A 21,685-nucleotide genomic window follows, 5' to 3' on the forward strand; every position below is an offset into this window, starting at 1 on the left:
CGGCGCCGCCGCGCGGCGCCGGCGACGATCGCGGCGGCCGCCGCCCGTCGGTCCTCTCCGCCCGGTCGACGCCCCGATGAACTATCGCCACGCCTTTCATGCCGGCAACTTCGCCGACGTGCTCAAGCACGCGACGCTCGCCCGCATTCTTCACCATCTGTCGGAGAAACCCGCGGCCTTCCGGGTGATCGACACCCATGCGGGCGCCGGGCTCTACGATCTCGATGGGCCGGAGGCGAACCGCACCGGCGAGTGGCGCGACGGCATCGCGCGGGTGCAGGCGGCCGCCAAGCCGGCCGCGGTCGCCGATCTGCTCGCGCCCTATCTCGACGTCGTGACGATGCTGTCCGGCTCGGAGATGCGTCGTTATCCCGGATCACCGTTGCTCACCGCGAAACTGATGAGACCGCAGGATCGCCTCGTCGCCTGCGAGCTCGAGCCGACCGCGGCGGCCGCTCTCGCACATGCACTCGGGCGGGACGCGCGTGCGAAAACGGTGGCGATCGACGGCTGGCTAGCACTGAAGGCTTATATTCCGCCGAAGGAGCGCCGCGGCCTCGTGCTGATCGATCCGCCGTTCGAGCAGCCGGACGAGTTTCAACGTCTCGCACACGGCATCGTGAACGCGGTGCGCAAATGGCCGACCGGCGTCTATCTGATCTGGTATCCGGTGAAGGAGCGTCGCGGACCCGACACGCTCGTCGAAACCCTCGCTGCGGCGGGCATTCCGAAGCTCTTGCGGGTGTCGTTGGACGTCGGCGGACACGGCGACGGGCTGCGCTCGACCGGCCTCCTCGTGATCAATCCGCCCTGGCGGCTCGCCGACGAGCTCGCTGTTCTGCTCGATTGGCTGGTGCCGGTGCTGTCACGCGGCCGCGGCGCCGGATCGCGTCTCGACGCCGTCGGCGCGACGTGACACGGATCTCACAGATCAGACCCGCTTCCTCTTTTTGCGTCGTCGCCTCTATGTTAAAGTTTGATGGGGCTCTGACGTTCAGTCTCCGGTCCGGAGACGAGGGCGGGCTAGGCGGATGCCGAAGGTGATGCCGACGCGCTAGGCGACGAGGCCGACAGGCGAGGATGCCGACAGGCGACGATGCCGACCCGCGAAACGCTGATGCCGACGCGCGACATGCCAACGTCTTCCTGAACACGAATGTCCGGCCACGCCGTCGCGCCACGAGGGCCGACGACGAAGCAGCATGGGGATGGGAGTGTCCTCGATGGCAATGGCAGGTACCGTGAAGTTCTTCAACAGCGAGCGCGGCTACGGCTTCATCAAGCCCGACGACGGCGGTCGCGACGTGTTCGTGCACATCACCGCGGTCGAGCGGGCGGGCTTGAAGTCGCTCAACGAAGGTCAGCGGATCAGCTTCGACGTCGAGCCCGACAAGAAGGGAAAGGGTCCGAAGGCGGTCAATCTCGTCATCTCGTAGCACCTCGAGGTGCCTGCCGGCCGCGCCGGACAGCTCCGGTCGCGGCACGCTCAGCGCGCGGAACGCCCAGCACACGGCACGCTCGGCACGCGGCACGGCAGGGCGGAAAGGCCCGTAGAGACGGGTCGTCGCGACAGTGCGCGGGGTGCGGATCGCCCCCGCCCGAGAGGCCGGATCGGCCGCGCGACGAGATGTCCCGGCGGCGACACGCCCGGACGATTTAGCCGGACACGACGAGGGGTGGCAGGTGCGGCGTGTCCTCCGATGCGCCGTCCGGATGATCCGAAGCCCGCCGGTCCGCCGTTCGGCCGGCAGGGTTCTCAGGGATGGCGACGGGATGGGCGATGACGACGTGATCAGACCGCGATCTGATCAGGTCCACGGCACGGCATCGCCCGACGGCTCTTGCGCCACTTTACTTGCGCCGCTTCACTTGCGCCGCTTCTCGTGCGCCGCTTCTCGTGCGCCGCGCCTCGTGCGCCGCCTTCGGAGCAGCTTTCTGCCGTGATGAATCGGACACGATATCCGCTCGGCCCTGCGACAGCGCTCCGGGATGCACAGGTCTCGAGACGCCACGACGCTTCGATGATGGCGATCACGGCGACGGATCCCTCCGCCGTCGTCGCCGGGCGCGATCCGGCAACCCGTCTCGCTGCGACTGTATGCGGCTCGATGAAGGCGATGGATGCGCGGGTCGAGCCCGCGCCTGACGCTCTCATGCGTCGCCCGCGATGTGTGCATCCCGCAGCACGACGGCGGGCATCCCGGGCCGCAGGTCATGGCGCCTGGAGGTCCGCTGCCGCGGGACGGAGCGGAGTGAGGGTCGACGTCGACGGAAACCGCTTCGAGCCAGTCCGATGAGCCGGCCCCGGCGGTGCCATCGCTCTGCGACCACGGTCTTTTCGCGAAGGCGACGAATGTGCGGGTCGCGCCCGCGCGCTCCTGTGCGGGCGAAGGCCGCACACGCACGAAACGCTCCGGCGCGGCGCGCCGGAGCGTCTCCGTCATCGGGCGAGCGGGGGGCGTGCGCGCGCCGATCCGAATCGTCGCGTCAGAACCGGTAGTTCAGCCCGAACCGGACGATGCTCGACTCCATGTCGGTGGTGAGCCCGACCATGGTGTAGGTCTCCTTGGTCAGGTCGACATAGAGATACTCGGCGCGGGCGCTCCAGTTGGGCGTGAACGCCACCTCGATGCCGGCGCCGGCCGCCCAGCCCGTGTGCGTCTTGGTCTGCGACCAGCCGAGCCACTCGACCTCGCCGCCGCCATAGGCGAAGCCGCCGGTGCCGTAGATCAGGACGTTGTTCATCGCCCAGCCGATGCGGCCGCGCAGCGTGCCGAACCACGGGTTGGAGAACTTGTAGGCCGCGAACGTGTCCTCGGCGCCCGAGAACTGGAAGTCGGTCTCCGCGCCGATGACGAACTGGTTGATCTGGTAGTTGTAGCCGGCCTGCACGCCGCCGGCGAAGCCGCTCGGGTTCATGTTGAAGGCGGCCGAGCCGAACTGGTAGCCGACGTTCACGCCGACATAGGCGCCGGTCCAGGTCTGCGGCGCTGCGTAGGGGGGCGGCTGCTGGTAGGGGGCGCCGTAGCGGAGGTCGGCCGCGCCGGTCGGCGTCGCCAGCAGGGCGGCGATCAGTCCGGCCGAGAGGATCGTCTTCTTCATCGTTGCCTCCACGTCGTCCGCCCCGGCGTTCCGGCCTGGTCGGACGACTCCCCGAAGGGTCTTGTCGCCCGCCATCTTGGGTCTGCGAGGACCGGCCGAAGGCGAAAAATGGATAATTTCGTGTTTCGATTTATCGCGGCCTTCGAGTAAAGCTTTCCTTACCTGAGGGCAGCCACCACCCGTTAAGCTTAACCTGGCGTTTACACGTGCTATCAGTTGGTTAACGCAAGCGGCGTAGATCCGGGACGAGCCCGCGGGGCGGGCCGCGCGGGGCCTTCCGGGTGGGCGCTCCCGCGCCGCCGGGCGGCCCGTTGCAAAGTGGGCGGGGAGCCAGCACAGTGCCGGGCTCCTCACCCCGCCCGATACCGCCCGGAACCCGTGTCCTCGACGATGCCTCAGCCCCCGTCCGCCCCCGGCAAGGCCGCCCTCGTCACCGGGGGGGCGCAGCGCATCGGCCGGGCGATCGTCCGGGCGCTCGTGCGCAATGGCTACGCGGTCGCGATCCATGCCCGCGGCTCGGCCGGTGAGGCGGACGCCCTGTGCGCCGAGATCGCCGCCGCGGGCGGCGTTGCCCGCCCGGTCGTAGCCGACCTCGCCGACCACGCCGCGGTGCTGCGCCTCGTCCCGGCCGCCGTGGCGGCGGTCGGGCCGCTGACGCTGCTCGTCAACAACGCCTCGACTTTCGAGCGCGACGAGATCGGCGGGCTCGACCGGGCGTTGTTCGACCTCCACATGGCCGTCAATTTGCGGGCGCCGGTGTTTCTCGCCGAGGCCTTCGCCGGGCAGGCGCCGGGGGGCGAGACGCCGGGGGGGCCCGACCCCTCGGTCGTCAACATCGTCGACCAGAGGGTCTACAAGCCGACCCCGCGCTTCCTCTCCTACGGCCTGAGCAAGAGCGCGCTCCACACCGCGACGACGACGCTCGCCCAGGCGCTCGCCCCGGCCGTTCGGGTCAACGCGGTGGCGCCCGGCCCGACCCTGCCGAGCCCGCGCCAGGATGCCGACAGCTTCGCCCGCCAGGCCGCCGCCGTGCCGCTCGGCCGCGGGCCGTCGCCGGAGGAGATCGCCGACGCGGTGCTGTACCTCGCCCGTGCCCGCAGCGTGACGGGCGAGACCATCGCGGTCGACGGCGGCCAGCGCCTCGCCTGGCAGACCCCGGACGCCGTGGGGGTGGAGGAGTAGGCGCGGGCCTTTCGACCCGCTCGTCCCCGCGAAGGCGGGGACGCAGGGGCGACACGGCGCGCAACCCCCGGACGCCCGCCTGCGCGGGCATGAGCGGAGTTGGGGCCGCCGCCCGCGTTCAGCCGCCCGCATTTCCCCACCGCTCCCGCGAGCCTCCGGACAAGCGGGGCGGGGCGCTCTATATGACCCCCATGCAGAAGTCCCTCCAAAACCTCGACCCCGATCTCGACCCGGGCCCGGAGACCGACGACGAGGCCGACGCGACGCTGCCCGAGCTGCCGGATCCGGAGAGCGAGGCGGCGCTGTCCGAGGCCGACGCCGGCACGCTGGCGGCCGGCCGCGAGGTGATCGCGCGGCACGCCAAGCTCGCGCCGGCGGCACCCGGCGTCTACCGGATGATCGGGGCGGGCGGCGAGGTCCTCTACGTCGGCAAGGCCAAGGACATCCGCCGCCGCGTCGTCTCCTATACGCGGCCGACCGGCCTGTCCGCCCGCATCGCCCGGATGATCGCCGCCACGGTGGCGATGGAGTTCGTCTCGACCGCCACCGAGACCGAGGCGTTGCTGCTCGAGGCGAACCTGATCAAGCGCCTGCGGCCGCGCTTCAACGTGCTACTGCGCGACGACAAGTCGTTCCCCTACATTCTCATCGCGGAGGACGGGCTGCCGGCGCAGATCTGCAAGCATCGCGGCGCCCGCAACCGCAAGGGCGAGTATTTCGGCCCGTTCGCCGCCGTGACCGCCGTCAACCGCACCATCACGGCGCTGCAGCGGGCGTTCCTGCTGCGCTCCTGCACGGACGCCGTCTACGAGAGCCGCACCCGGCCGTGCCTGCTGCACCAGATCAAGCGCTGCGCGGCGCCCTGCACGGGCGAGATCGCGCCCGCCGACTACGCCGTGCTGGTCGGCGAGGCGAAGGCGTTCCTGTCCGGCAAGAGCCGGGCCGTGAAGGAGGAGCTGGCGACCGAGATGGAGGCGGCGGCGGCCGACCTCGACTTCGAGCGCGCCGCCGTGCTCCGCGACCGCCTCGCCGCGATGGCGGCCGTGCAGTCGCACCAGGGCATCAATCCGCGCGGCGTCGAGGAGGCGGACGTCTTCGCCATCCACCAGGAGGGCGGCTTCTCCTGCGTCGAGGTGTTCTTCTTCCGGGCCGGCCAGAACTGGGGCAACCGCGCCTATTTCCCCAAGGCCGACCGCACCCTCTCGCCGGAGGCCGTGCTCGCCGCCTTCCTGGCGCAGTTCTACGACGACAAGCCGGTCCCGCGGCTGGTGCTGCTCTCCCACGACGTCGAGGAGTGCCGGCTGCTCGCCGAGGCCCTGTCGCTCAAGGCGGGCCGCAAGGTCGAGGTGAGCGTGCCGCGCCGCGGCGAGAAGAAGGACCTGGTCGACCACGCGGCGTCCAACGCCCGCGAGGCGCTGGGGCGCAAGCTCGCCGAGACGGCGTCGCAGCAGCGCCTGCTGGAGGCGCTGGCCGAGACGTTCGGGCTGCCGAAGATGCCGCGGCGGGTCGAGGTCTACGACAACAGCCACATCCAGGGCTCCAACCCGGTCGGCGTCATGGTGGTGGCGGGGCCGGAGGGGTTCCGCAAGAGCCAGTACCGCAAGTTCAACATCCGCTCCGCCGACCTCGCCCCCGGCGACGACTACGGCATGATGCGCGAGGTGCTGGAGCGCCGCTTCAAGCGGCTCCTGGGGGAGGGGAGGGCGGAGGCGGTCGCGGACTTGGAGGTCGGCGACGGAGATGCCCCTGAGGTGACCGCGGCGCCGGCTGCCCCTCTCCCCGCGCGCGGGGAGAGGGGCGCTCGCCTCGAAGAGGCGAGACGGGTGAGGGGGCCTCTCGTGGATACGGAGGCGCCCCCTCACCCGGATTCGGCGCTGGACGCGCCGAATCCGACCTCTCCCCGCGCGCGGGGAGAGGTAAACGAGCCGGCGCCCGCCGATCCCGACGGCGAGCCGGCCGAATCGCCGTGGCCGGATCTCGTGATCATCGACGGCGGGCCGGGGCAGCTCGCCGCTGCCGCCGCGACCTTGGCGGCGCTGGGCCTTACCACCGTGCCGCTCGTCTCGATCGCCAAGGGGCCGGACCGCGACGCCGGGCGCGAGCACTTCCACATGGCCGGGCGGGAGCCGTTCCGCCTCGCGCCTCGCGACCCGGTGCTCTATTTCGTTCAGCGGCTGCGCGACGAGGCGCACCGGTTCGCCATCGGCTCGCACCGGGCGCGGCGCAAGCGCGACATCCGCGAGGCCGGGCTGCAGGAGATCCCGGGCGTCGGGCCGGCCCGCAAGCGGGCGCTCCTGCGCCATTTCGGCACCCTCAAGGCGATCGAGCGCGCCGCGCCGGCCGACCTCGCGCATGTGCCGGGAATCAGCGACGAGACGGCGCGGCGGATCTACGATTTTTTCCACGATTCGGCCGGCCGAGGCTGACCTGCGCCGCGGAGGCTGTTAGAGGACGACGGCACAGGTTATCTTTCGCCCCATGGACATCGCGACCTCGCGCCCCCTGCCGGCCCGGCCCTATTCGCTGCCGAATCTGCTCACCTACGGGCGGATCGCCGCGGTGCCGCTGGTCGTCGCCTGCATGTACGGCCAGATCATCCTGGAGGGCGGTGTCTGGCTGCGCTGGGTCGCCCTCGCCCTCTATGTCACGGCCGCTGTCACGGACTTCTTCGACGGCTGGCTGGCGCGGAGCTGGGGCCAGCAGTCGAGCTTCGGCCGCATGCTCGACCCGATCGCCGACAAGCTCCTGGTGTCGTCCTGCCTGCTGATGCTGGCGGCCGACCACACCATCTACGGCTGGTCGCTGTGGGCCGCCATCATCATCCTGTGCCGCGAGATCCTGGTCTCGGGCCTGCGCGAGTACCTGGCCGAGCTGCAGGTCCCGGTGCCGGTGACCCGGCTCGCCAAGTGGAAGACCGTGCTGCAGCTCGTCGCGATCGGGTTCCTGCTCGCCGGCGACGCCGGCGACGACTGGGCTGCCTCCACGGCCTATCTCGGATTTCCGGTCGTCACCTTCACGGGGCTGACGCTCTTGTGGGTGTCGGCGCTGCTGACCCTCTACACCGGCTACGACTATTTCCGCGCCGGCCTGCATCATCTGATCGACGAGTGACCATGAAGGTCCTGTACTTCGCCTGGGTGCGCGAGCGGGTCGGACGGGCCGAGGAGGAGATCGATCCGCCGGCCGAGGTCGCGACCGTCGGCGCGCTGATGGACTGGCTCGCCGGCCGCGGCGAGGAGTACGCCCATGCCTTCGAGAACCGCCGCGTCATCCGCGCCGCCCTCGACCAGGCCCATGCCCGGCCCGAGACCCCGATCGCCGGCGCCCGCGAGATCGCCTTCTTCCCCCCGATGACCGGCGGGTGAGGGCACACGCCGCGCTCCGCTCGTCCCCGCGAAGGCGGGGACCCAGGGCACCAGCGCCGTACTCGCCGCTCTGGATTTCCGCTTTCGCGGGAATGAGCGGAGGTCGGGGGGCGGCCCGAGCACACCGTTCGCACCGAGGTGTCACTCATGACCGTCCGCATCCAGCGCGAGCCCTTCGACGCCGCCGCCGAGGCGAAGTCGCTGACGGCCGGGCGCACCGACATCGGCGCGGTCGTTACCTTCACGGGAATCTGCCGCGGCGCCGACGACGGCCGGCCGGTCGCGGCGCTGACGCTCGAGCACTACCCCGGAATGGCCGAGGCCGAGATCGCGCGCCACGTCGCGGAGGCCGAGGCGCGCTGGCCGCTGCTGGGCGTCACCGTGATCCACCGGTTCGGCCGCCTGGTGCCGGGCGACGACATCGTGCTGGTCGTCACCGCATCGTCGCACCGGTCCGACGCCTTTGCGGCGGCCGAGTTCCTGATGGACTTCCTCAAGACCCGCGCCCCCTTCTGGAAGAAGGAGGAGCGCCCGGGCGAGACCGGCTGGGTCGCCGCCAAGGACGTCGACGACACCGCCGCGGCCCGCTGGGAAGGCGGGGCGGGGGGGACGTAGGGCGCAGCGTCGCGACCCGCGCCTTGTTCCCTCTCCCCGCTGTGCGGGGAGAGGGTGGCTCGCCTCGAAGAGGCGAGTCGGGTGAGGGGGCGCTTCCGTAAAGCTCACACTCGCGGCGACGCCCCCTCACCCGACATCCGCGCTGGACGCGCGAATGTCGACCTCTCCCCGCGCGGCGGGGAGAGGTGAGGCGCCGCGCCATCCGCGGCGTCCGCGCGCGGGGAAAGAGGAACGCGGCCCCTGCCCGCCCCGCCGCAGCGCGAAGCCGGTGGTTGACGCACGTCAAGGTGTTGCGGTGCAATAAGGCTCAGATGGCCGCAACGGGGGGCCGTCATGAGCGACGACAGGCGGAAGCTGGCCGGGCTGCTCCTCGGGGCGCTGGGCGTCGTGTACGGCGACATCGGCACCAGCCCGCTCTACGCCCTGCGCGAGACCTTCGCCGGGCACCATCCGATTCCCGTCACGCCCGAGAACGTGTTCGGCGTGCTGTCGCTGGTGTTCTGGACCGTGATGCTGCTCGTCACGGTCAAGTACGTCCTGATCATCATGCGGGCCGACAACCACGGCGAGGGCGGCAGCCTGGCGCTGCTGGCCCTGGTGACGGATCTGACCCGCGGCATGCGGGTCTCGCGCCCCTTGATGCTGCTCGGTATCTTCGCGGCGGCGCTGTTCTACGGCGACAGTATGATCACGCCGGCCATCTCGGTGCTCAGCGCCGTCGAGGGCCTGGAGGTGATCGCGCCCGAGCTCGAATCCGTCGTGGTGCCGGTCACGGCCGTGGTGCTGGCCGGGCTGTTCGTGCTGCAGAAGAAGGGCACCGGCGCGGTCGGGATGCTGTTCGGCCCGATCATGCTGGTCTGGTTCGCCGTGCTGGCCGTGCTCGGCGTGATCAATATCCTGGCGCATCCGGGCGTGCTCGCCGCACTGTCGCCCGGCTATGCGGCCGCCTTCGTCATCGGCCACCCGCTCGCCGGCTTCTTCGCCCTCGGCACCGTGGTGCTCGCCGTCACGGGCGGCGAGGCGCTGTACACCGACATGGGCCATTTCGGCCGGTTTCCGATCCGGCTCACCTGGTTCACGTTCGTCATGCCGGCCCTGATGCTGAACTATCTGGGGCAGGGCGCGCTGCTGCTCGACAATCCGGCCGCGGTGACGAACCCGTTCTATAAGCTGGTGCCGGACTGGGCCGTGCCGCCGCTGATCATCCTCGCGACGCTCGCCACCGTGATCGCCTCGCAGGCCGTGATCTCCGGCGCCTTCTCGGTCGCCCGGCAGGCCGTGCAGCTCGGTCTCCTGCCGCGCATGACCATCGTCCACACCTCGGGGGCCGAGGAGGGGCAGATCTACGTGCCCTTCACCAACTGGACGCTGGTGGTCGCCGTCATCGCGCTCGTCGTCGGCTTCCAGTCGTCGAGCAATCTCGCCGCCGCCTACGGCATCGCCGTCACCGGCACCATGATGATCGACACCATCCTGGTCGCCTTCGTGATGCTGTATCTGTGGAAGTGGCCGCGCCTGCTGGTGGTGCTGCTGATCGGCGGCCTGCTGCTGGTCGACGTCGCCTTCTTCTCGGCGAACTTCATCAAGGTGACGCAGGGCGGCTGGTTCTCGCTGTTCATCGCCTTCCTGTCGTTCACGGTGCTGACCACCTGGCGGCGCGGCCGCGAGCTGGTGCGCAACCAGCTCACCCGCCAGTCGGTGCCGCTCGACGCCGTGATGCGCTCGCTCGGGCCCGACATCTCGCGCGCCAAGGGCACGGCCGTGTTCATGACCTCGACGTCCGACGGCGTGCCGGCGGCGCTCCTGCACAACGTCAAGCACAACCAGACCGTCCACGAGCGGGTGATGCTGGTGACCGTGAAGACGGCGGATTCGCCCTATGTGGCGGAGGCGGAGCGCGGCACCGTGACGACGCTCGGCGACGGCTTCTGGCGGATCCTGATCCGCTTCGGCTTCATGGAGACGCCCGACGTGCCGGCGGCGCTCGCCGGCCTCGCCGACAAGGGCGTCGTCCTCGACCCGATGAAGACGTCGTATTTCCTCAGCCGCGACACCATCGTGCCGAGCCTGCAGCCCGGCATGGCGGTGTGGCGCGAGCGCCTGTTCGCCTTCATGGCGCTGAACGCGACGCGCGCGACGGTGTTCTTCAAGATTCCGACCGAGCGGGTCGTGGAGCTGGGGACGCAGCTGGAGATTTGAGGGAAGCGGCGCCGTAGATCCCTCTCCCCGCTGCGCGGGGGAGGGTGGCTCGGACCGGAGGTCCGAGTCGGGTGAGGGGGGGGTCCGTAATGCTCAGACTCGCGGCGACGCCCCCCCACCCGACATCCGCGCTGACGCGCGAATATCGACCTCTCCCCGCGCGCGGGGAGAGGTGAAAGGAGAGAGCGCGTCGCCCCGCCTCACGCCGCCGCGGCGGCGCCCTTGGGCTGGGTCTCGGCCGTGTAGTCGTCCATGAGCTGCTTGGTGATCTGACCGGGCGTGAACGTCCAGTCGGCGATCTCGGCGACCGCCGTCACCTCGGCGGCCGAGCCGGTGATGAAGCACTCGGTGAAGCCGGTCAGCTCCTCCGGCATGATGCGGCGCTCGACCACCTCGATCCCGCGGCGCTTCGCCAGCTCGATCACGGTCTGGCGGGTGAGGCCGTCGAGGAAGCAGTCGGCGGTCGGCGTGTGGATGACGCCGTCCTTGGTGAAGAAGATGTTGGCGCCCGTGCACTCGGCGACGCGGCCCTGCCAGTCGAGCATCATGGCGTCGGCATAGCCGCGCCGCTCCGCCCGATGCTTGCTGATCGTGCAGATCATGTAGAGGCCGGCCGCCTTGGCGGTCGACGGCGCCGTCTTCGGATCGGGCCGACGATACTCGGCGAGATCGAGCCGGATGCCCTTCAGCCGCTCCTCCGGATTGAAGTAGCTCGGCCACTGCCAGGCGGCGATCGCGAGGTGGATCGTGTTGGTCTGCGCCGACACGCCCATCATCTCCGAGCCGCGCCAGGCGATCGGCCGCACATAGGCGTCGCGGAAGCCGTTCTTCTCGATGACCAGGCGCTTGGCCGCGTCGATCTCGGCGACCGACCACGGGATCTCGAAGTCGAGGATGCCGGCGGAGCGTCGCAGGCGCTCCGAGTGCGGCGTGCACTTGAAGATCTCGCCGCCGTAGCAGCGTTCGCCCTCGAACACGGCGCTCGCGTAGTGAAGGCCATGGGAGAGCACGTGGAGGGTCGCCTCGGTCCACGGCACCAGCTTGCCGTCGTACCAGATGACCCCGTCGAACTTGTCGAATGAAATGCCCATGGCAGCTCTCCTGAATTCGGCGCGCCGGGCGCGCCCTGCATCGGTCGGTCGGCGCGCCGCGCGCGCCGTCGTCTGTGTCGGCGCGGGGATGCGCCGTGGTCGTGCCGTTGCTTTGCGTCGTGCCGGGAGTCCCGATATGGTTCGCGCGTTCATCAGACCGCGCCGGGACCGGCCTGGCAACCGTGGCAACCGGGTCGCGCGAGCACGATCGTTTCGCCAACCCGCGCATGGAAGTAACAATCAAACCGAAATATGTCAACATGGCTGACATAAATGTCCGAGCAACGCCGCCCCGCCCGCTTGGCATGGATGCCGGCACGGCGGCTGCGCCGGACCTGCCCATCTGGGACGTGATCGAGCTTTTGTACTTTGCGTACAGGGACTTCGTCGCCGACCCCGACAGCGTGCTGGCGACCTTCGGGTTCGGCCGGGCGCACCACCGGGTGCTCCATTTCGTCACCCGCAACCCCGGCCTGAAGGTCGCCGAGCTGCTCGACATCCTGCGCATCACCAAGCAGTCGCTCGCCCGGGTGCTCAAGCAGCTCGTCGACGACGGCTTCGTCGAGCAGCGGGAAGGCGAGACCGACCGCCGACAGCGCCGCCTGTTCGCCACGGCCAAGGGCGAGGCGCTGGCCTTGAAGCTCGCCACCCAGCAGACCCGCCGGATCAGGCGTGCGCTGGCCGACCTCGGCCCCGATGGCCATGCGCTGGCGCGCCGCTTCCTGGTCGGCATGATCGACGCCTCCGGGCGCGAGGAGGCGCTGCACTTCGTCGACCGGGCGACGGGCGTGCCGGACCGGCGCTGAGCGGGAGAGCGGGATGACCGAGCCGCAGCCGAGCGACCAGCCGTCGGCGCTTCCGGACGACGCGCCGCATCTGCTGGTCGTCGACGACGATCGCCGCATCCGCATGCTGCTGTCGCGCTATCTCACGGCCGAGGGCTATCGCGTCACGACCGCCGAGTCGGCCGCCGATGCGCGCGCAAAACTCGGCGGGCTATTCTTCGATCTCCTGATCCTCGACGTGATGATGCCGGGCGAGACCGGCTTCGACCTCGCCCGCTCGATCCGGGCGACGTCGAGCGTGCCGATCCTGATGCTCACCGCGCGGGCCGAGAAGCAGGATCGCATCACCGGGCTCGAGATCGGCGCCGACGACTACGTGGTGAAGCCGTTCGAGCCGCGCGAGCTGTCGCTGCGCGTCGCCTCGATCCTGCGGCGGACCCAGACGCCGGCGCCGGCGGCGCCGCCCGAGCAGGTGCGCTTCGGCCCCTTCGTGTTCGATCTCGGCCGCGGCGAGCTGAAGAAGGGCGACGAGATCGTCCACCTCACCGACCGCGAGCGCGAGATGCTGCGCCTGCTCGCCGCCGTGCCGGGCGACACGGTCACGCGCCTCGCGCTCGCCGGCGGCGGCGCCGCGGCGGGCGAGCGCGCCGTCGACGTGCAGGTCAACCGCCTGCGCCGCAAGATCGAGACCGACCCGGCCAACCCGCTGCTGATCCAGACCGTCCGCGGCCTCGGCTACCGCCTGGTGGTGACGTGATCAGGAGCGGGCCTTACGTCTGTCATTCCGGGGCGCGCCGAAGGCGCGAACCCGGAATCCAGCGCCATGTTCGGAATGCTCGGCTGGATTCCGGGTCCGGCGTTGCGGGCCGGCCCGGAATGACGAATTGCGCTACGAGCCGCGTGCGCAGGCTCGTCCCATGACCACCATCGACGTCGGCCTCGCGCGGATGCGCAGCGCGGCCGGCCGGGTCGCCGCGGTGTGGCACCGCATCGGACGTCTGTTCAAGGGCGTCCTGCCGACGCGCCTCTACGCCCGCACGCTGCTGATCATCATCGCCCCGATGGTGATCCTCCAGTCGGTCGTCGCCTTCGTGTTCATGGAGCGCCACTGGAACACGGTGACGCGCCGTCTCTCCGCCGCCGTGACGCAGGACATCGCGGCGCTGATCGACATCTACCAGTCCTACCCGCAGGACGCCGACTACACGACGCTGCGCCGCATCGCCCAGCAGCGGCTCGGCCTCGTGGTCGACGTGCTGCCTGGCACGGCGCTGCCGCCGGTCGGCCCGAAACCGTTCTTCTCGCTGCTCGACCAGGCGCTGTCGCGCGAGATCAGCCTGCAGATCGGCCGGCCGTTCTGGATCGACACGGTGGGGCGCTCGTCGCTGGTCGAGATCCGCATCCAGCTCGACCGCAACGTGCTGCGCGTCTTCGCGCGCCGCAACGCCGCCTATGCGTCGAACTCCGAGATCTTCCTCCTCTGGATGGTCGGCACCTCGCTGGTGCTGATCACCATCGCGATCCTGTTCCTGCGCAACCAGATCCGCCCGATCCTCAAGCTCACCGAGGCGGTCGAGAGCTTCGGCAAGGGCCGCGACGTGCCGAATTTCGGGCCGCGCGGCGCCCAGGAGGTGCGCCGCGCCGCGCTCGCCTTCATCGAGATGAAGCGCCGCGTCGAGCGTGCCATCGAGCAGCGCACGACGATGCTGGCCGGTGTCTCGCACGACCTGCGCACCGTGCTGACGCGGTTCAAGCTCGAGCTGGCGCTGCTCGGCGACGGGCCGGACTTCGATCCGCTCAAGAAGGACGTCGACGAGATGGCCCGCATGGTCGAGGCCTATCTGGCCTTCGCCCGCGGCGATTCCGGCGAGCAGGCGGAGCCGACCGACATGGCGGCCTTCCTCGACGAGCTGAAGGCCGACGCCGAGCGCGGCGGCCACCGCACCAGCGTCGCCTTCCACGGCCATCCGGTGGTGACGGTGCGGCCCTACGCGTTCCGCCGCTGCCTCGCCAATCTGGTGTCGAACGCGGCGCGCTACGCCGGCGAGATCGCCATCACGGGCCATCGCGACCACCGCTGGCTCACCGTCACGGTCGACGACGACGGCCCCGGCATCCCGGCGCATCAGCGTGAGGAAGTCTTCAAGCCGTTCCTGCGCCTCGACGATGCCCGCAACCAGGACGAGGGCGGCACCGGATTGGGTCTCGCGATCGCCCGCGACATCGTCCGCTCCCACGGCGGCGACATCACGCTGGGCGACAGCCCGCTCGGCGGATTGAGGGCGACGGTGCGGATCCCGGTGTGAGGGCGGGCGTCCACGTAGCCCGCATGGAGCCCGCAGGGCGGAATGCGGGAAGGGCGCCTCGCGTGATGCCCGTCGTCGGCTGCGCCTCACCGCTCGCCATAGGCTCCCGGCTCCGCATCGCCGGCCCAGTCGAGCGGGAGGAGCCCATCGCGGACGTAGCGGTGGAACGACGAATACGGCCAGTCGCGGACACGGCCCACATAGCCGTGCTTCACCGGGTTGATGTGCACGTAGTCGACGTGCCGGACGAGATCGTCGTCGTCCCGGATGGTGTGCTCCCAGAATCGGCGCTGCCAGATCCCGTACCGACCGCGCGTGTCGGGACGCAGCGGGAGTCGCGTCGCGAGCCCGTGCGAGAACAGCGACTTGATCCGGCGCCAGCGCCCTGGAAAGTCCGTGTCCCCGTCCGGCAAGGTCATGATCACATGCAGGTGGTCGGGCAGAATCACGATCGCCTCGACCCCGAACGGCCGTTCCCGGCGTGCGTGCCTGAACGAGGAACGGAGCAGATCGACATGGTCGACCAGCGCCGTCGAGCTCCGGTCGGCCAGCGTCACGGTGAAGAAGTAGGTTCCGCCGGGAACGAAATTCCTTCGGTAACGGACCATGGGGGCCCCCGTCGACGCGGCGCGTGCCGATCATAGTAGCCCGCATGCAGCCCGCAGGGCGGAATGCGGGAGCGGCGGCTCGTGCCGGGTCCCGCATTCCGCTGCGCTCCATGCGGGCTACGGTGCCGCCCCCTCGATCGCCGCGACCATGGCGTCGACGGCGACGTCGGTTGCGAGCCCGGAGTCGCGCGTAAGAGTGCGCCAGGTGAAGAAACTCAGCGCCAGCGCCAGCATCGCCTGCTGGGTCTGGGTGAGGCCGTCGCCGAGCACGGTCCGGCAGGTCGCCATCGGGGGCCCCAGGCGCAATTCGGTGACCTCCCGGGTGAGGGCGTGATGCTCGGCGTCGCGCAGCACGCAGGCGGCCAGCGCCGCGTTGCGCCCGTACCACTCGTAGAGCGCCGCGAGGCCGGTGCGCAGCCGCTCCCGCCGGTCGGCGATCGTCGCCCACGGCGTCGCGTCGGGCAGGGGATCGCGCTCCATGGTCAGGCCGGAGCAGGCGAGGAGCAGGCTGCGCTCGTCGGGAAAGTGGGCATAGAGCGTGTGGCGCTGCACGCCGGCGCGCTCCGCCACCATGCTGAACGTGGTCTGGGCCGGGCCGACGCTGCCGTGCAGGTCGACCGCCGCCTCGACGATGCGCAGGCGCGTCTGGGCCTGCTGCTCGGCGCGGCGCTTGAGCGTGTAGGGACGGGCCATTCGCGATTCCAGTGCACGATGTCGTGCAGTCAATATTGACAGGTGCAGCAAAGTTCGATACACGAGCTTGTGCACCCAAAAGAGGCGAAAGTCCACGGGGCGGGGAACGATCGAATCGAAGGAGACGACCATGGAGACCCGCATCACCGAGATCGCCGACGGCATCTACCGGCTGTCGACCTATGTGCCGGATATCGCGCCGCCGGCCGGCTTCACGTTCAACCAGTTCCTCGTCCTCGGCGACGAGCCGCTGATGTTCCACACGGGCCTGCGCAAGATGTTCGGGCTCAACCGCGCGGCGCTCGCCCGCATCCTGCCGCCGGAGCGGCTGCGCTGGATCGCGTACGGCCATTTCGAGGCCGACGAGTGCGGCGCAATGAACGAGTGGCTCGCGGTGGCGCCGCAGGCGACCGCGGCGCACGGGCAGACCGGCTGCCTGGTGTCGCTGAACGATTTTTCCGATCGGCCGCCGTGCGTGCTCGCCGACGGCGAGGTGATCGACCTCGGCGGCAAGCGCGTGCGCTTCATCGACACGCCGCACACCCCGCACGGCTGGGACGCCGGCGTGCTGTTCGAGGAGACGACCGGCACGCTGCTGTGCGGCGACCTGTTCACCCAGCTCGGCGACGACCGCGCCGTCACCGACGGCGACATCGTCGGACCTGCGATCGTCGCCGAGGACATGTTCCGCTACGCCGCGCTCGCCCCCGGCATGGGCCGCACGATCCGCAGCCTCGCCGGGCTCGCGCCGCGCACGCTCGCCCTCATGCACGGGCCGTCCTTCACGGGCGACGGCGCCGCCGCCCTGCGGGCCCTCGCCGACGACTACGACCGCCGCCTCTCGGCTGAGCTCGCCGAGGCGCTCCGGCCGCTCGCCGCGTGAGGCCGCGGCCCGACGTCCCGGTGCTCGGCGTCCCGGCGGCCCGAATCGGCCGGGACGTCGGAGGGGGCGAGTGCCCCTGCCGAACTTCGGGCCGCGCACGCGAAGGGGGGACGTCGGTACCAGCCCGATCGCCTTAGCCTGCATGTCCGGTATGCAGATTCCGAATCAATCCGTGGCACTACGCTCGTTTTCCGTGCAGCGTGCACGTCATTTGGGCTAGGCATACGCGAACGACCATCCGCTCTCCCGCACCGGCCGTCGTCCTCGCCGCGCCCGACCCATTGGAGAGCACGATGAAGCAGCACGACAAGCTGTTGCTGGGGTTCGTCCTCGGCGTGACGTTCGGCCTGATCGGCTATTACTGGCTGCCGGCCAAGGACTTCCCGGTCATGACCACGTTCAGCGAGGTCATGACCTTCATCGGCGCGACCTTCCTGCGCCTGATCTTCATGGTGGTGGTGCCGCTGATCCTGTCGGCCCTGATGCTCGGCACCATGGAGCTCGGCAAGGGCGCCGGCCTCGGCAAGGTCGCCGGGCGGTCGCTCCTCTTCACCATCCTGCTGAGCGGCACGTCGGTGATCATCGCCGTGGTGCTCACCAACATCCTCAAGCCCGGCGCCGGCCTGGTCTTCGACAAGGTGGCGCTCGCTCAGAACGCCGGCGTCCTGTCGATCCAGAAGAACGCCATGGCGACCCAGGCGAAGCCCTGGTACCAGTACATCGTCGACCTCCTCCCGCAGAACCCGATCGACTCGGCCGCCCGCGCCTTCTCGGGCGAGATCGTCGCCGTGATGGTGTTCGCGCTGTTCTTCGGCTGGGCGCTCTCGCGCGTGATCCAGTCGGACGATCATCCGACCAAGCAGGTGCTCGAGTCGATCTTCCAGGCCTGCATGAAGATCATCGGGCTCGCCATGGTGATCGCGCCCTATGCGATCTTCGGCATCGTGTTCAACACGGCCTACCGGATGGGCGCCGGCTTCCTCGGCAACGTCGCCTACTACGCCCTCGTCGTCGTCATCGGCCTCTTGCTGCAGTTCTTCGTCGTCTACGCCCTGTTCATCTGGGGGGTGGCACGCACCAATCCGTTCCGCTTCTTCGCCCAGTGCAAGGAGGTCTATCTCTACGCCTTCACCACGGCGTCCTCCAACGCGACGCTGCCGGTCGCCATGGCCTGCGGCGAGAAGGTCCTCAAGCTGCCGCCCAAGATCGTCCGCTTCGTCCTCACCATCGGGGCGTCGGCGAACCAGAACGGCTCGGCCCTGTTCGAGGGCGTCACCGTGATCTTCCTGGCGCAGGTGTTCGGCATCGATCTCACGATCGGCCAGCAGGTCATCGTGGTGCTGATGTCGATGCTGGCCGGCGTCGGCACGGCCGGCGTGCCGGGCGGCGCGCTGCCGCTGATCGTCGTCGTGATGGTGCAGGTCGGCATCCCGCCGGAGGGCATCGGCCTGGTGCTCGGCGTCGACCGCTTCCTCGACATGTGCCGCACCACGCTCAATGTCGGCGGCGACCTCGTCATCGCCAAGCTGGTGACCGCCTCGGTCGACGAGAAGACGCTCGCCGCCCTGAACGACGAGCAGGCGACCGTGAAGGCCGCCTGATCGCCGCGCGCGGCACGCGCCGACGCGACAATAAAAAAGCTCCCCCGGACAGCCGTCCGGGGGAGCTTTCGTTTTCGACGTGATCAGATGTGCCTCGGGTCAGCGACCCGCGCGGGCGGCGCGAGCGACCGGCCGCTCGGGGCGGGGGCCGGTGGCGACCGCGACGGCCGGGGTGGGGCGCGCCGCCGGCCGCGGCCGGTTCCACCAGATCGCGAACTGGCGGGCGACGAACAGCAGCACGGCGGCGCCGACCAGGGCCGCCGCGGCGGTCGCGGCCGGGCCGGTGCCGGCCCCCCACTTCGCCTGCAGCGCCCAGACGCCGTCGAAGGCGCCGAAGATGCCGACCACGGCATCCCCGAAGAGGCCGAAGCCCGGCGCCACGCCGGCATGCTCTGCCTTCCAGGCGGCGAGGCCGCCGGCGATCGCGATGATGAGAAGCGTCGTCAGCGACAGCTCCACGGGCAGGGGAAGGTTCATAGAGTCTCCTCGGGTCGTTGGTCGATCAGTCCAAGGTCGAGATCACACCGCGACGGCGGCGTCGCCGTCGAGGTCGGCCGTGCGCGGCGGCCGCGTGCGCCGGCGGCTGCCGCAGCCCGGGATCAGGCCGCACACCCGGTCGAACACTCCGGTGAGCTGCTGGCCGCGGCCGAGCGCGCGGTCGAGCGCCGCCATGGTGCGGGCATGGCCGGGCTCGTCGTCGTCCAGGAAGGTCGACATCACGTTGGCATAGAGGAGCGCCAGCCCCTGGGCGCGGATCAGCCCGGTCGGGCCGGAGGCGCGGATCTCGGCGCCCGCCAGCATCCACTGCATGGAGTTGACGGCGAAGTTGTTGAGCGCGAGCGCCAGCGGCGGGTTGGTGCGGGCCGACTGCAGGAGCGAGCGGATCGAGTCCTTGTACGGGGCGAGCGCCTCGAAGCGCCGCATCAGCACGTCGAACAGCCGCTCGCGGGTCGGCTCGTCGGTCATGTCGTCGTGGTCGGCGTCGAGAACCTCGCGGTCGATCTCCTTGATGTGGGCCGCGAGAATCGCGAGCTTGCCGGAGAACTGGCCGCGCAGCTCGGCGAGGGAGACGCCGGCCCGGGCCGCGATGTCGCCGAAGCCGATCGTCTCCCACGGCTGCTCGGCGAGCAGCGCCATGAACGCCTCGATCATCTTTCCGCGCGGCGTTCCGATGCGGCCCGGGGCCTTGCGGGCGCGGGCCTGGCCGGTCGCGCCGCCGCTCTCGCGGCCGCTCTCCGGGGTATCCTCGATGCCGTCGTCGCTCGCGGGGGGACCGGGCTTGCGCGCCATGGGCTGCTCCTCTGGCTCGAAATGGCTCCCGAACTATGTAATTCCCCGGAGGGGCGGCTGCCAGGGGCGCGCTGCGGCGCGGCGCCTCACCCCTGCGGACACCGATTCCGTCACCCGGCGAGCTCGCGGGAGCGGCGGGTGGCGGCGGCGATCGCCTTCTCCATCAGCGGGTCGAGGCCGTCCGTCGCCATCAGCACGTCGAGGGCGGCCGCCGTGGTGCCGCCCGGCGAGGTGACGTTCCGGCGCAAGGTCGCGGCGTCCTGGGGCGAGCGGAACAGGAGCTCGCCGGCGCCCGCCACCGTCTCGCGCGCGATCTTCTCCGCGAGGGCCGGCGGGAGTCCCGCGGCGATGCCGGCGCGCGCCAGGCTTTCCGCCAGCAGGAACACATAGGCCGGCCCCGAGCCCGACACCGCCGTCACGGCATCGATCAGTCCCTCGTCGTCGACCCAGTCGACCTTGCCGGTGGCGCCGAGCAGGTTCTGGGCGAGCGCCCGCCCGGCCTCGCTCACGGCCGCGTTGGCGACCGCCACCGTCATGCCGCGGCCGATCGCGGCCGGCGTGTTGGGCATCGCCCGCACGGCCGCCGTGCCGGGACCGAACACCTGCTCGAGGAAGCCGAGCGTCTTGCCGGCCATGATCGAGATCATCACGGCGCCGGACGCGGCCAGCCCCTGCAGCGGCGGCAGCGCGGCCGGCGCCACCTGCGGCTTGACGGCGAGCACCACGGCCTCGGGCCGCAGCCCGGCCGGATCGGGATTGAGCCGCAGCCCCGAGATCGCCTGCGCGGCCATCTCGGGCGACGGCTGCGGCTCCAGCACGACGATCTTGCGCGGATCGAGCCCGAGGCGCAGCCAGCCGTCGAGCAGGGCACCGCCCATCTTGCCGGCCCCGACCAGCACGATCGGCCCCCTCAGGCCGCCGAGCACGCTCTTGGACCCGCCGGCGGCGGTCGCGGCGGGCGTGGTGTCGGGCTTGCGCTGGGGCATGGCTGAAAGAACCTCTCGGGCATTCGGCGGCACTGGCGGCGCGCCGGAAACACGTTGACCGCCGGCCGGGGCTTCGTCCACAACCCGCCCCATCGGTCCCGGACCGCTCGATCGGACACTCTCGGCCGCTTGGCAAGCCGTCAGTTCGCGCGCGCCCGGGCGACAGGACGAACATTGACGCGAGATATCGCGGGACTTACTGGCGCCGGCAAGCGGCGCGATACATCGGGGCGAGCATGGCCAAGGCGGTTTTGGGGATCATCGGGGGATCGGGCGTCTACGACCTGCCGGGACTGGAGAACGTCGTCGAGAAGGTGGTCGAGAGCCCGTGGGGCGAGCCGTCCGGCCCGCTCGTGATGGGCGAGGTCGCCGGCCTGCCGATCGTCTTCCTGTCGCGCCACGGCAAGGGCCACCGCATCTCGCCGTCCGACATCAACTATCGGGCGAACATCGACATCCTCAAGCGCGTCGGTGTCACCGACATCGTCACGCTGTCGGCCTGCGGCTCGTTCAAGCAGGAGCTGCCGCCCGGCACCTTCGTCCTGGTCGACCAGTTCGTCGATCGAACCTACAAGCGCGAGAGCTCGTTCTTCGGCACCGGCTGCGTCGCCCATGTGTCGATGGCGCATCCGGTCTCGCCGCGCCTGCGCATCCACATCGCGGACGCTGCCCGGGCCGAGGACATCGCGGTGGTCCGCGACGGCACTTACGTCTGCATGGAAGGGCCGCAGTTCTCCAGCTACGCGGAGAGCATGACCTACAAGCAGCTCGGTTATTCGGTGATCGGCATGACCAACATGCCGGAGGCCAAGCTCGCCCGCGAGGCGGAGATTTGCTACGCGACCGTCGCCATGGTGACCGACTTCGACTGCTGGCACCCCGACCACGACGCCGTCACGGTGCAGGACATCATCAAGGTGCTGGGCGAGAACGCCGAGAAGGCGAAGCGGCTGGTGGCGCGGCTCGCCCGCGACTTCCC

21 protein-coding genes are annotated in these 21,685 nt (G+C 70.4%); 14 read left to right on the forward strand and 7 right to left on the reverse strand.

Translation table 11 applies throughout. The features are described 5' to 3' along the window. Both ABTU92_RS19180 and ABTU92_RS19185 read left to right on the forward strand, forming a co-directional pair. Window positions 1-916, forward strand: a 916-nt coding sequence (locus tag ABTU92_RS19180; protein WP_408093241.1) for a 23S rRNA (adenine(2030)-N(6))-methyltransferase RlmJ, incomplete at its 5' end; no start/stop codon positions are given. Window positions 917-1,223: 307 nt separating this feature from the next. Then, window positions 1,224-1,436: a cold-shock protein gene (locus tag ABTU92_RS19185; protein WP_111359998.1), complete on the forward strand. Its 213-nt coding sequence runs from the start codon at window positions 1,224-1,226 to the stop codon at window positions 1,434-1,436. Between the two features lie 1,051 nt (window positions 1,437-2,487). Here the strand turns inward: ABTU92_RS19185 and ABTU92_RS19190 are convergent. Next, a complete protein-coding gene (locus ABTU92_RS19190) occupies window positions 2,488-3,102 on the reverse strand; it encodes an outer membrane protein (protein ID WP_408093242.1) in 615 nt (204 codons plus the stop codon). Between the two features lie 390 nt (window positions 3,103-3,492). On the opposite strand from ABTU92_RS19190, the gene ABTU92_RS19195 reads away from it, so the two are divergent. The 6 genes from ABTU92_RS19195 (at window position 3,493) to ABTU92_RS19220 (ending at window position 10,463) form a co-directional block, all read left to right on the forward strand. After that, the gene (locus ABTU92_RS19195; RefSeq protein WP_408093243.1) at window positions 3,493-4,284 is read left to right on the forward strand and encodes an SDR family oxidoreductase; all 792 of its coding nucleotides are present in this window, start codon (window positions 3,493-3,495) and stop codon (window positions 4,282-4,284) included. Window positions 4,285-4,475: 191 nt separating this feature from the next. Next, window positions 4,476-6,710, forward strand: coding sequence for an excinuclease ABC subunit UvrC (gene uvrC / locus ABTU92_RS19200; protein ID WP_408093244.1), 2,235 nt, complete (start codon window positions 4,476-4,478; stop codon window positions 6,708-6,710). 52 nt (window positions 6,711-6,762) lie between these two features. After that, entirely contained in the window at window positions 6,763-7,395 is a 633-nt protein-coding gene (pgsA, locus tag ABTU92_RS19205) for a CDP-diacylglycerol--glycerol-3-phosphate 3-phosphatidyltransferase (protein ID WP_378476439.1), read from the forward strand. Between the two features lie 2 nt (window positions 7,396-7,397). Beyond that, window positions 7,398-7,649 carry a molybdopterin converting factor subunit 1 gene (gene moaD / locus ABTU92_RS19210; RefSeq protein WP_408093245.1) on the forward strand — a complete coding sequence of 84 codons (252 nt, stop codon included), beginning with the start codon at window positions 7,398-7,400 and terminating at the stop codon, window positions 7,647-7,649. A 147-nt stretch (window positions 7,650-7,796) separates the two neighbouring features. Then, window positions 7,797-8,264, forward strand: coding sequence for a molybdenum cofactor biosynthesis protein MoaE (locus tag ABTU92_RS19215; RefSeq protein WP_408093246.1), 468 nt, complete (start codon window positions 7,797-7,799; stop codon window positions 8,262-8,264). Window positions 8,265-8,597: 333 nt separating this feature from the next. Then, complete coding sequence (locus ABTU92_RS19220; protein WP_408093247.1) at window positions 8,598-10,463, forward strand: potassium transporter Kup; 1,866 nt, start codon at window positions 8,598-8,600, stop codon at window positions 10,461-10,463. A gap of 200 nt (window positions 10,464-10,663) precedes the next feature. Here ABTU92_RS19220 and ABTU92_RS19225 read toward each other — a convergent pair whose 3' ends face one another. After that, window positions 10,664-11,554, reverse strand: a complete 891-nt coding sequence (locus tag ABTU92_RS19225; RefSeq protein ID WP_408093248.1) for a branched-chain amino acid aminotransferase — start codon at window positions 11,552-11,554, stop codon at window positions 10,664-10,666. 260 nt (window positions 11,555-11,814) lie between these two features. On the opposite strand from ABTU92_RS19225, the gene ABTU92_RS19230 reads away from it, so the two are divergent. From ABTU92_RS19230 to ABTU92_RS19240, 3 genes are all read left to right on the forward strand, one after another. After that, window positions 11,815-12,360 (forward strand): MarR family winged helix-turn-helix transcriptional regulator, encoded by a 546-nt coding sequence (locus tag ABTU92_RS19230; RefSeq protein ID WP_408093259.1) that lies wholly within the window; start codon window positions 11,815-11,817, stop codon window positions 12,358-12,360. 13 nt (window positions 12,361-12,373) lie between these two features. Beyond that, on the forward strand, window positions 12,374-13,096 hold the full coding sequence (locus ABTU92_RS19235) for a response regulator (protein ID WP_408093249.1): 723 nt from the start codon (window positions 12,374-12,376) through the stop codon (window positions 13,094-13,096). A 160-nt stretch (window positions 13,097-13,256) separates the two neighbouring features. After that, window positions 13,257-14,645, forward strand: a complete 1,389-nt coding sequence (locus ABTU92_RS19240) for an ATP-binding protein (protein WP_408093250.1) — start codon at window positions 13,257-13,259, stop codon at window positions 14,643-14,645. Between the two features lie 86 nt (window positions 14,646-14,731). Here ABTU92_RS19240 and ABTU92_RS19245 read toward each other — a convergent pair whose 3' ends face one another. Beyond that, complete coding sequence (locus ABTU92_RS19245) at window positions 14,732-15,253, reverse strand: REP-associated tyrosine transposase (protein WP_408093251.1); 522 nt, start codon at window positions 15,251-15,253, stop codon at window positions 14,732-14,734. A 117-nt stretch (window positions 15,254-15,370) separates the two neighbouring features. Continuing rightward, complete coding sequence (locus ABTU92_RS19250; protein WP_408093252.1) at window positions 15,371-15,946, reverse strand: TetR/AcrR family transcriptional regulator; 576 nt, start codon at window positions 15,944-15,946, stop codon at window positions 15,371-15,373. Window positions 15,947-16,076: 130 nt separating this feature from the next. On the opposite strand from ABTU92_RS19250, the gene ABTU92_RS19255 reads away from it, so the two are divergent. Further along, window positions 16,077-16,829: an MBL fold metallo-hydrolase gene (locus ABTU92_RS19255; RefSeq protein ID WP_408093253.1), complete on the forward strand. Its 753-nt coding sequence runs from the start codon at window positions 16,077-16,079 to the stop codon at window positions 16,827-16,829. A gap of 293 nt (window positions 16,830-17,122) precedes the next feature. Then, a complete protein-coding gene (locus ABTU92_RS19260) occupies window positions 17,123-18,430 on the forward strand; it encodes a dicarboxylate/amino acid:cation symporter (protein ID WP_408093254.1) in 1,308 nt (435 codons plus the stop codon). Between the two features lie 99 nt (window positions 18,431-18,529). On the opposite strand, the gene ABTU92_RS19265 is transcribed toward ABTU92_RS19260, so the two are convergent. From ABTU92_RS19265 to proC, 3 genes are all read right to left on the reverse strand, one after another. Next, window positions 18,530-18,907: a hypothetical protein gene (locus tag ABTU92_RS19265; protein WP_408093255.1), complete on the reverse strand. Its 378-nt coding sequence runs from the start codon at window positions 18,905-18,907 to the stop codon at window positions 18,530-18,532. A gap of 42 nt (window positions 18,908-18,949) precedes the next feature. Then, a complete protein-coding gene (locus ABTU92_RS19270; RefSeq protein WP_408093256.1) occupies window positions 18,950-19,720 on the reverse strand; it encodes a TetR/AcrR family transcriptional regulator in 771 nt (256 codons plus the stop codon). A 110-nt stretch (window positions 19,721-19,830) separates the two neighbouring features. Further along, on the reverse strand, window positions 19,831-20,706 hold the full coding sequence (gene proC / locus ABTU92_RS19275) for a pyrroline-5-carboxylate reductase (RefSeq protein WP_408093257.1): 876 nt from the start codon (window positions 20,704-20,706) through the stop codon (window positions 19,831-19,833). Window positions 20,707-20,942: 236 nt separating this feature from the next. On the opposite strand from proC, the gene ABTU92_RS19280 reads away from it, so the two are divergent. Further along, window positions 20,943-21,685: S-methyl-5'-thioadenosine phosphorylase (locus ABTU92_RS19280; protein ID WP_408093258.1), on the forward strand; the 743-nt coding region annotated here is incomplete at its 3' end.

The sequence above is a fragment of the Rhodoplanes sp. SY1 genome (assembly GCF_046000175.1).
GTDB lineage: Bacteria > Pseudomonadota > Alphaproteobacteria > Rhizobiales > Xanthobacteraceae > Rhodoplanes.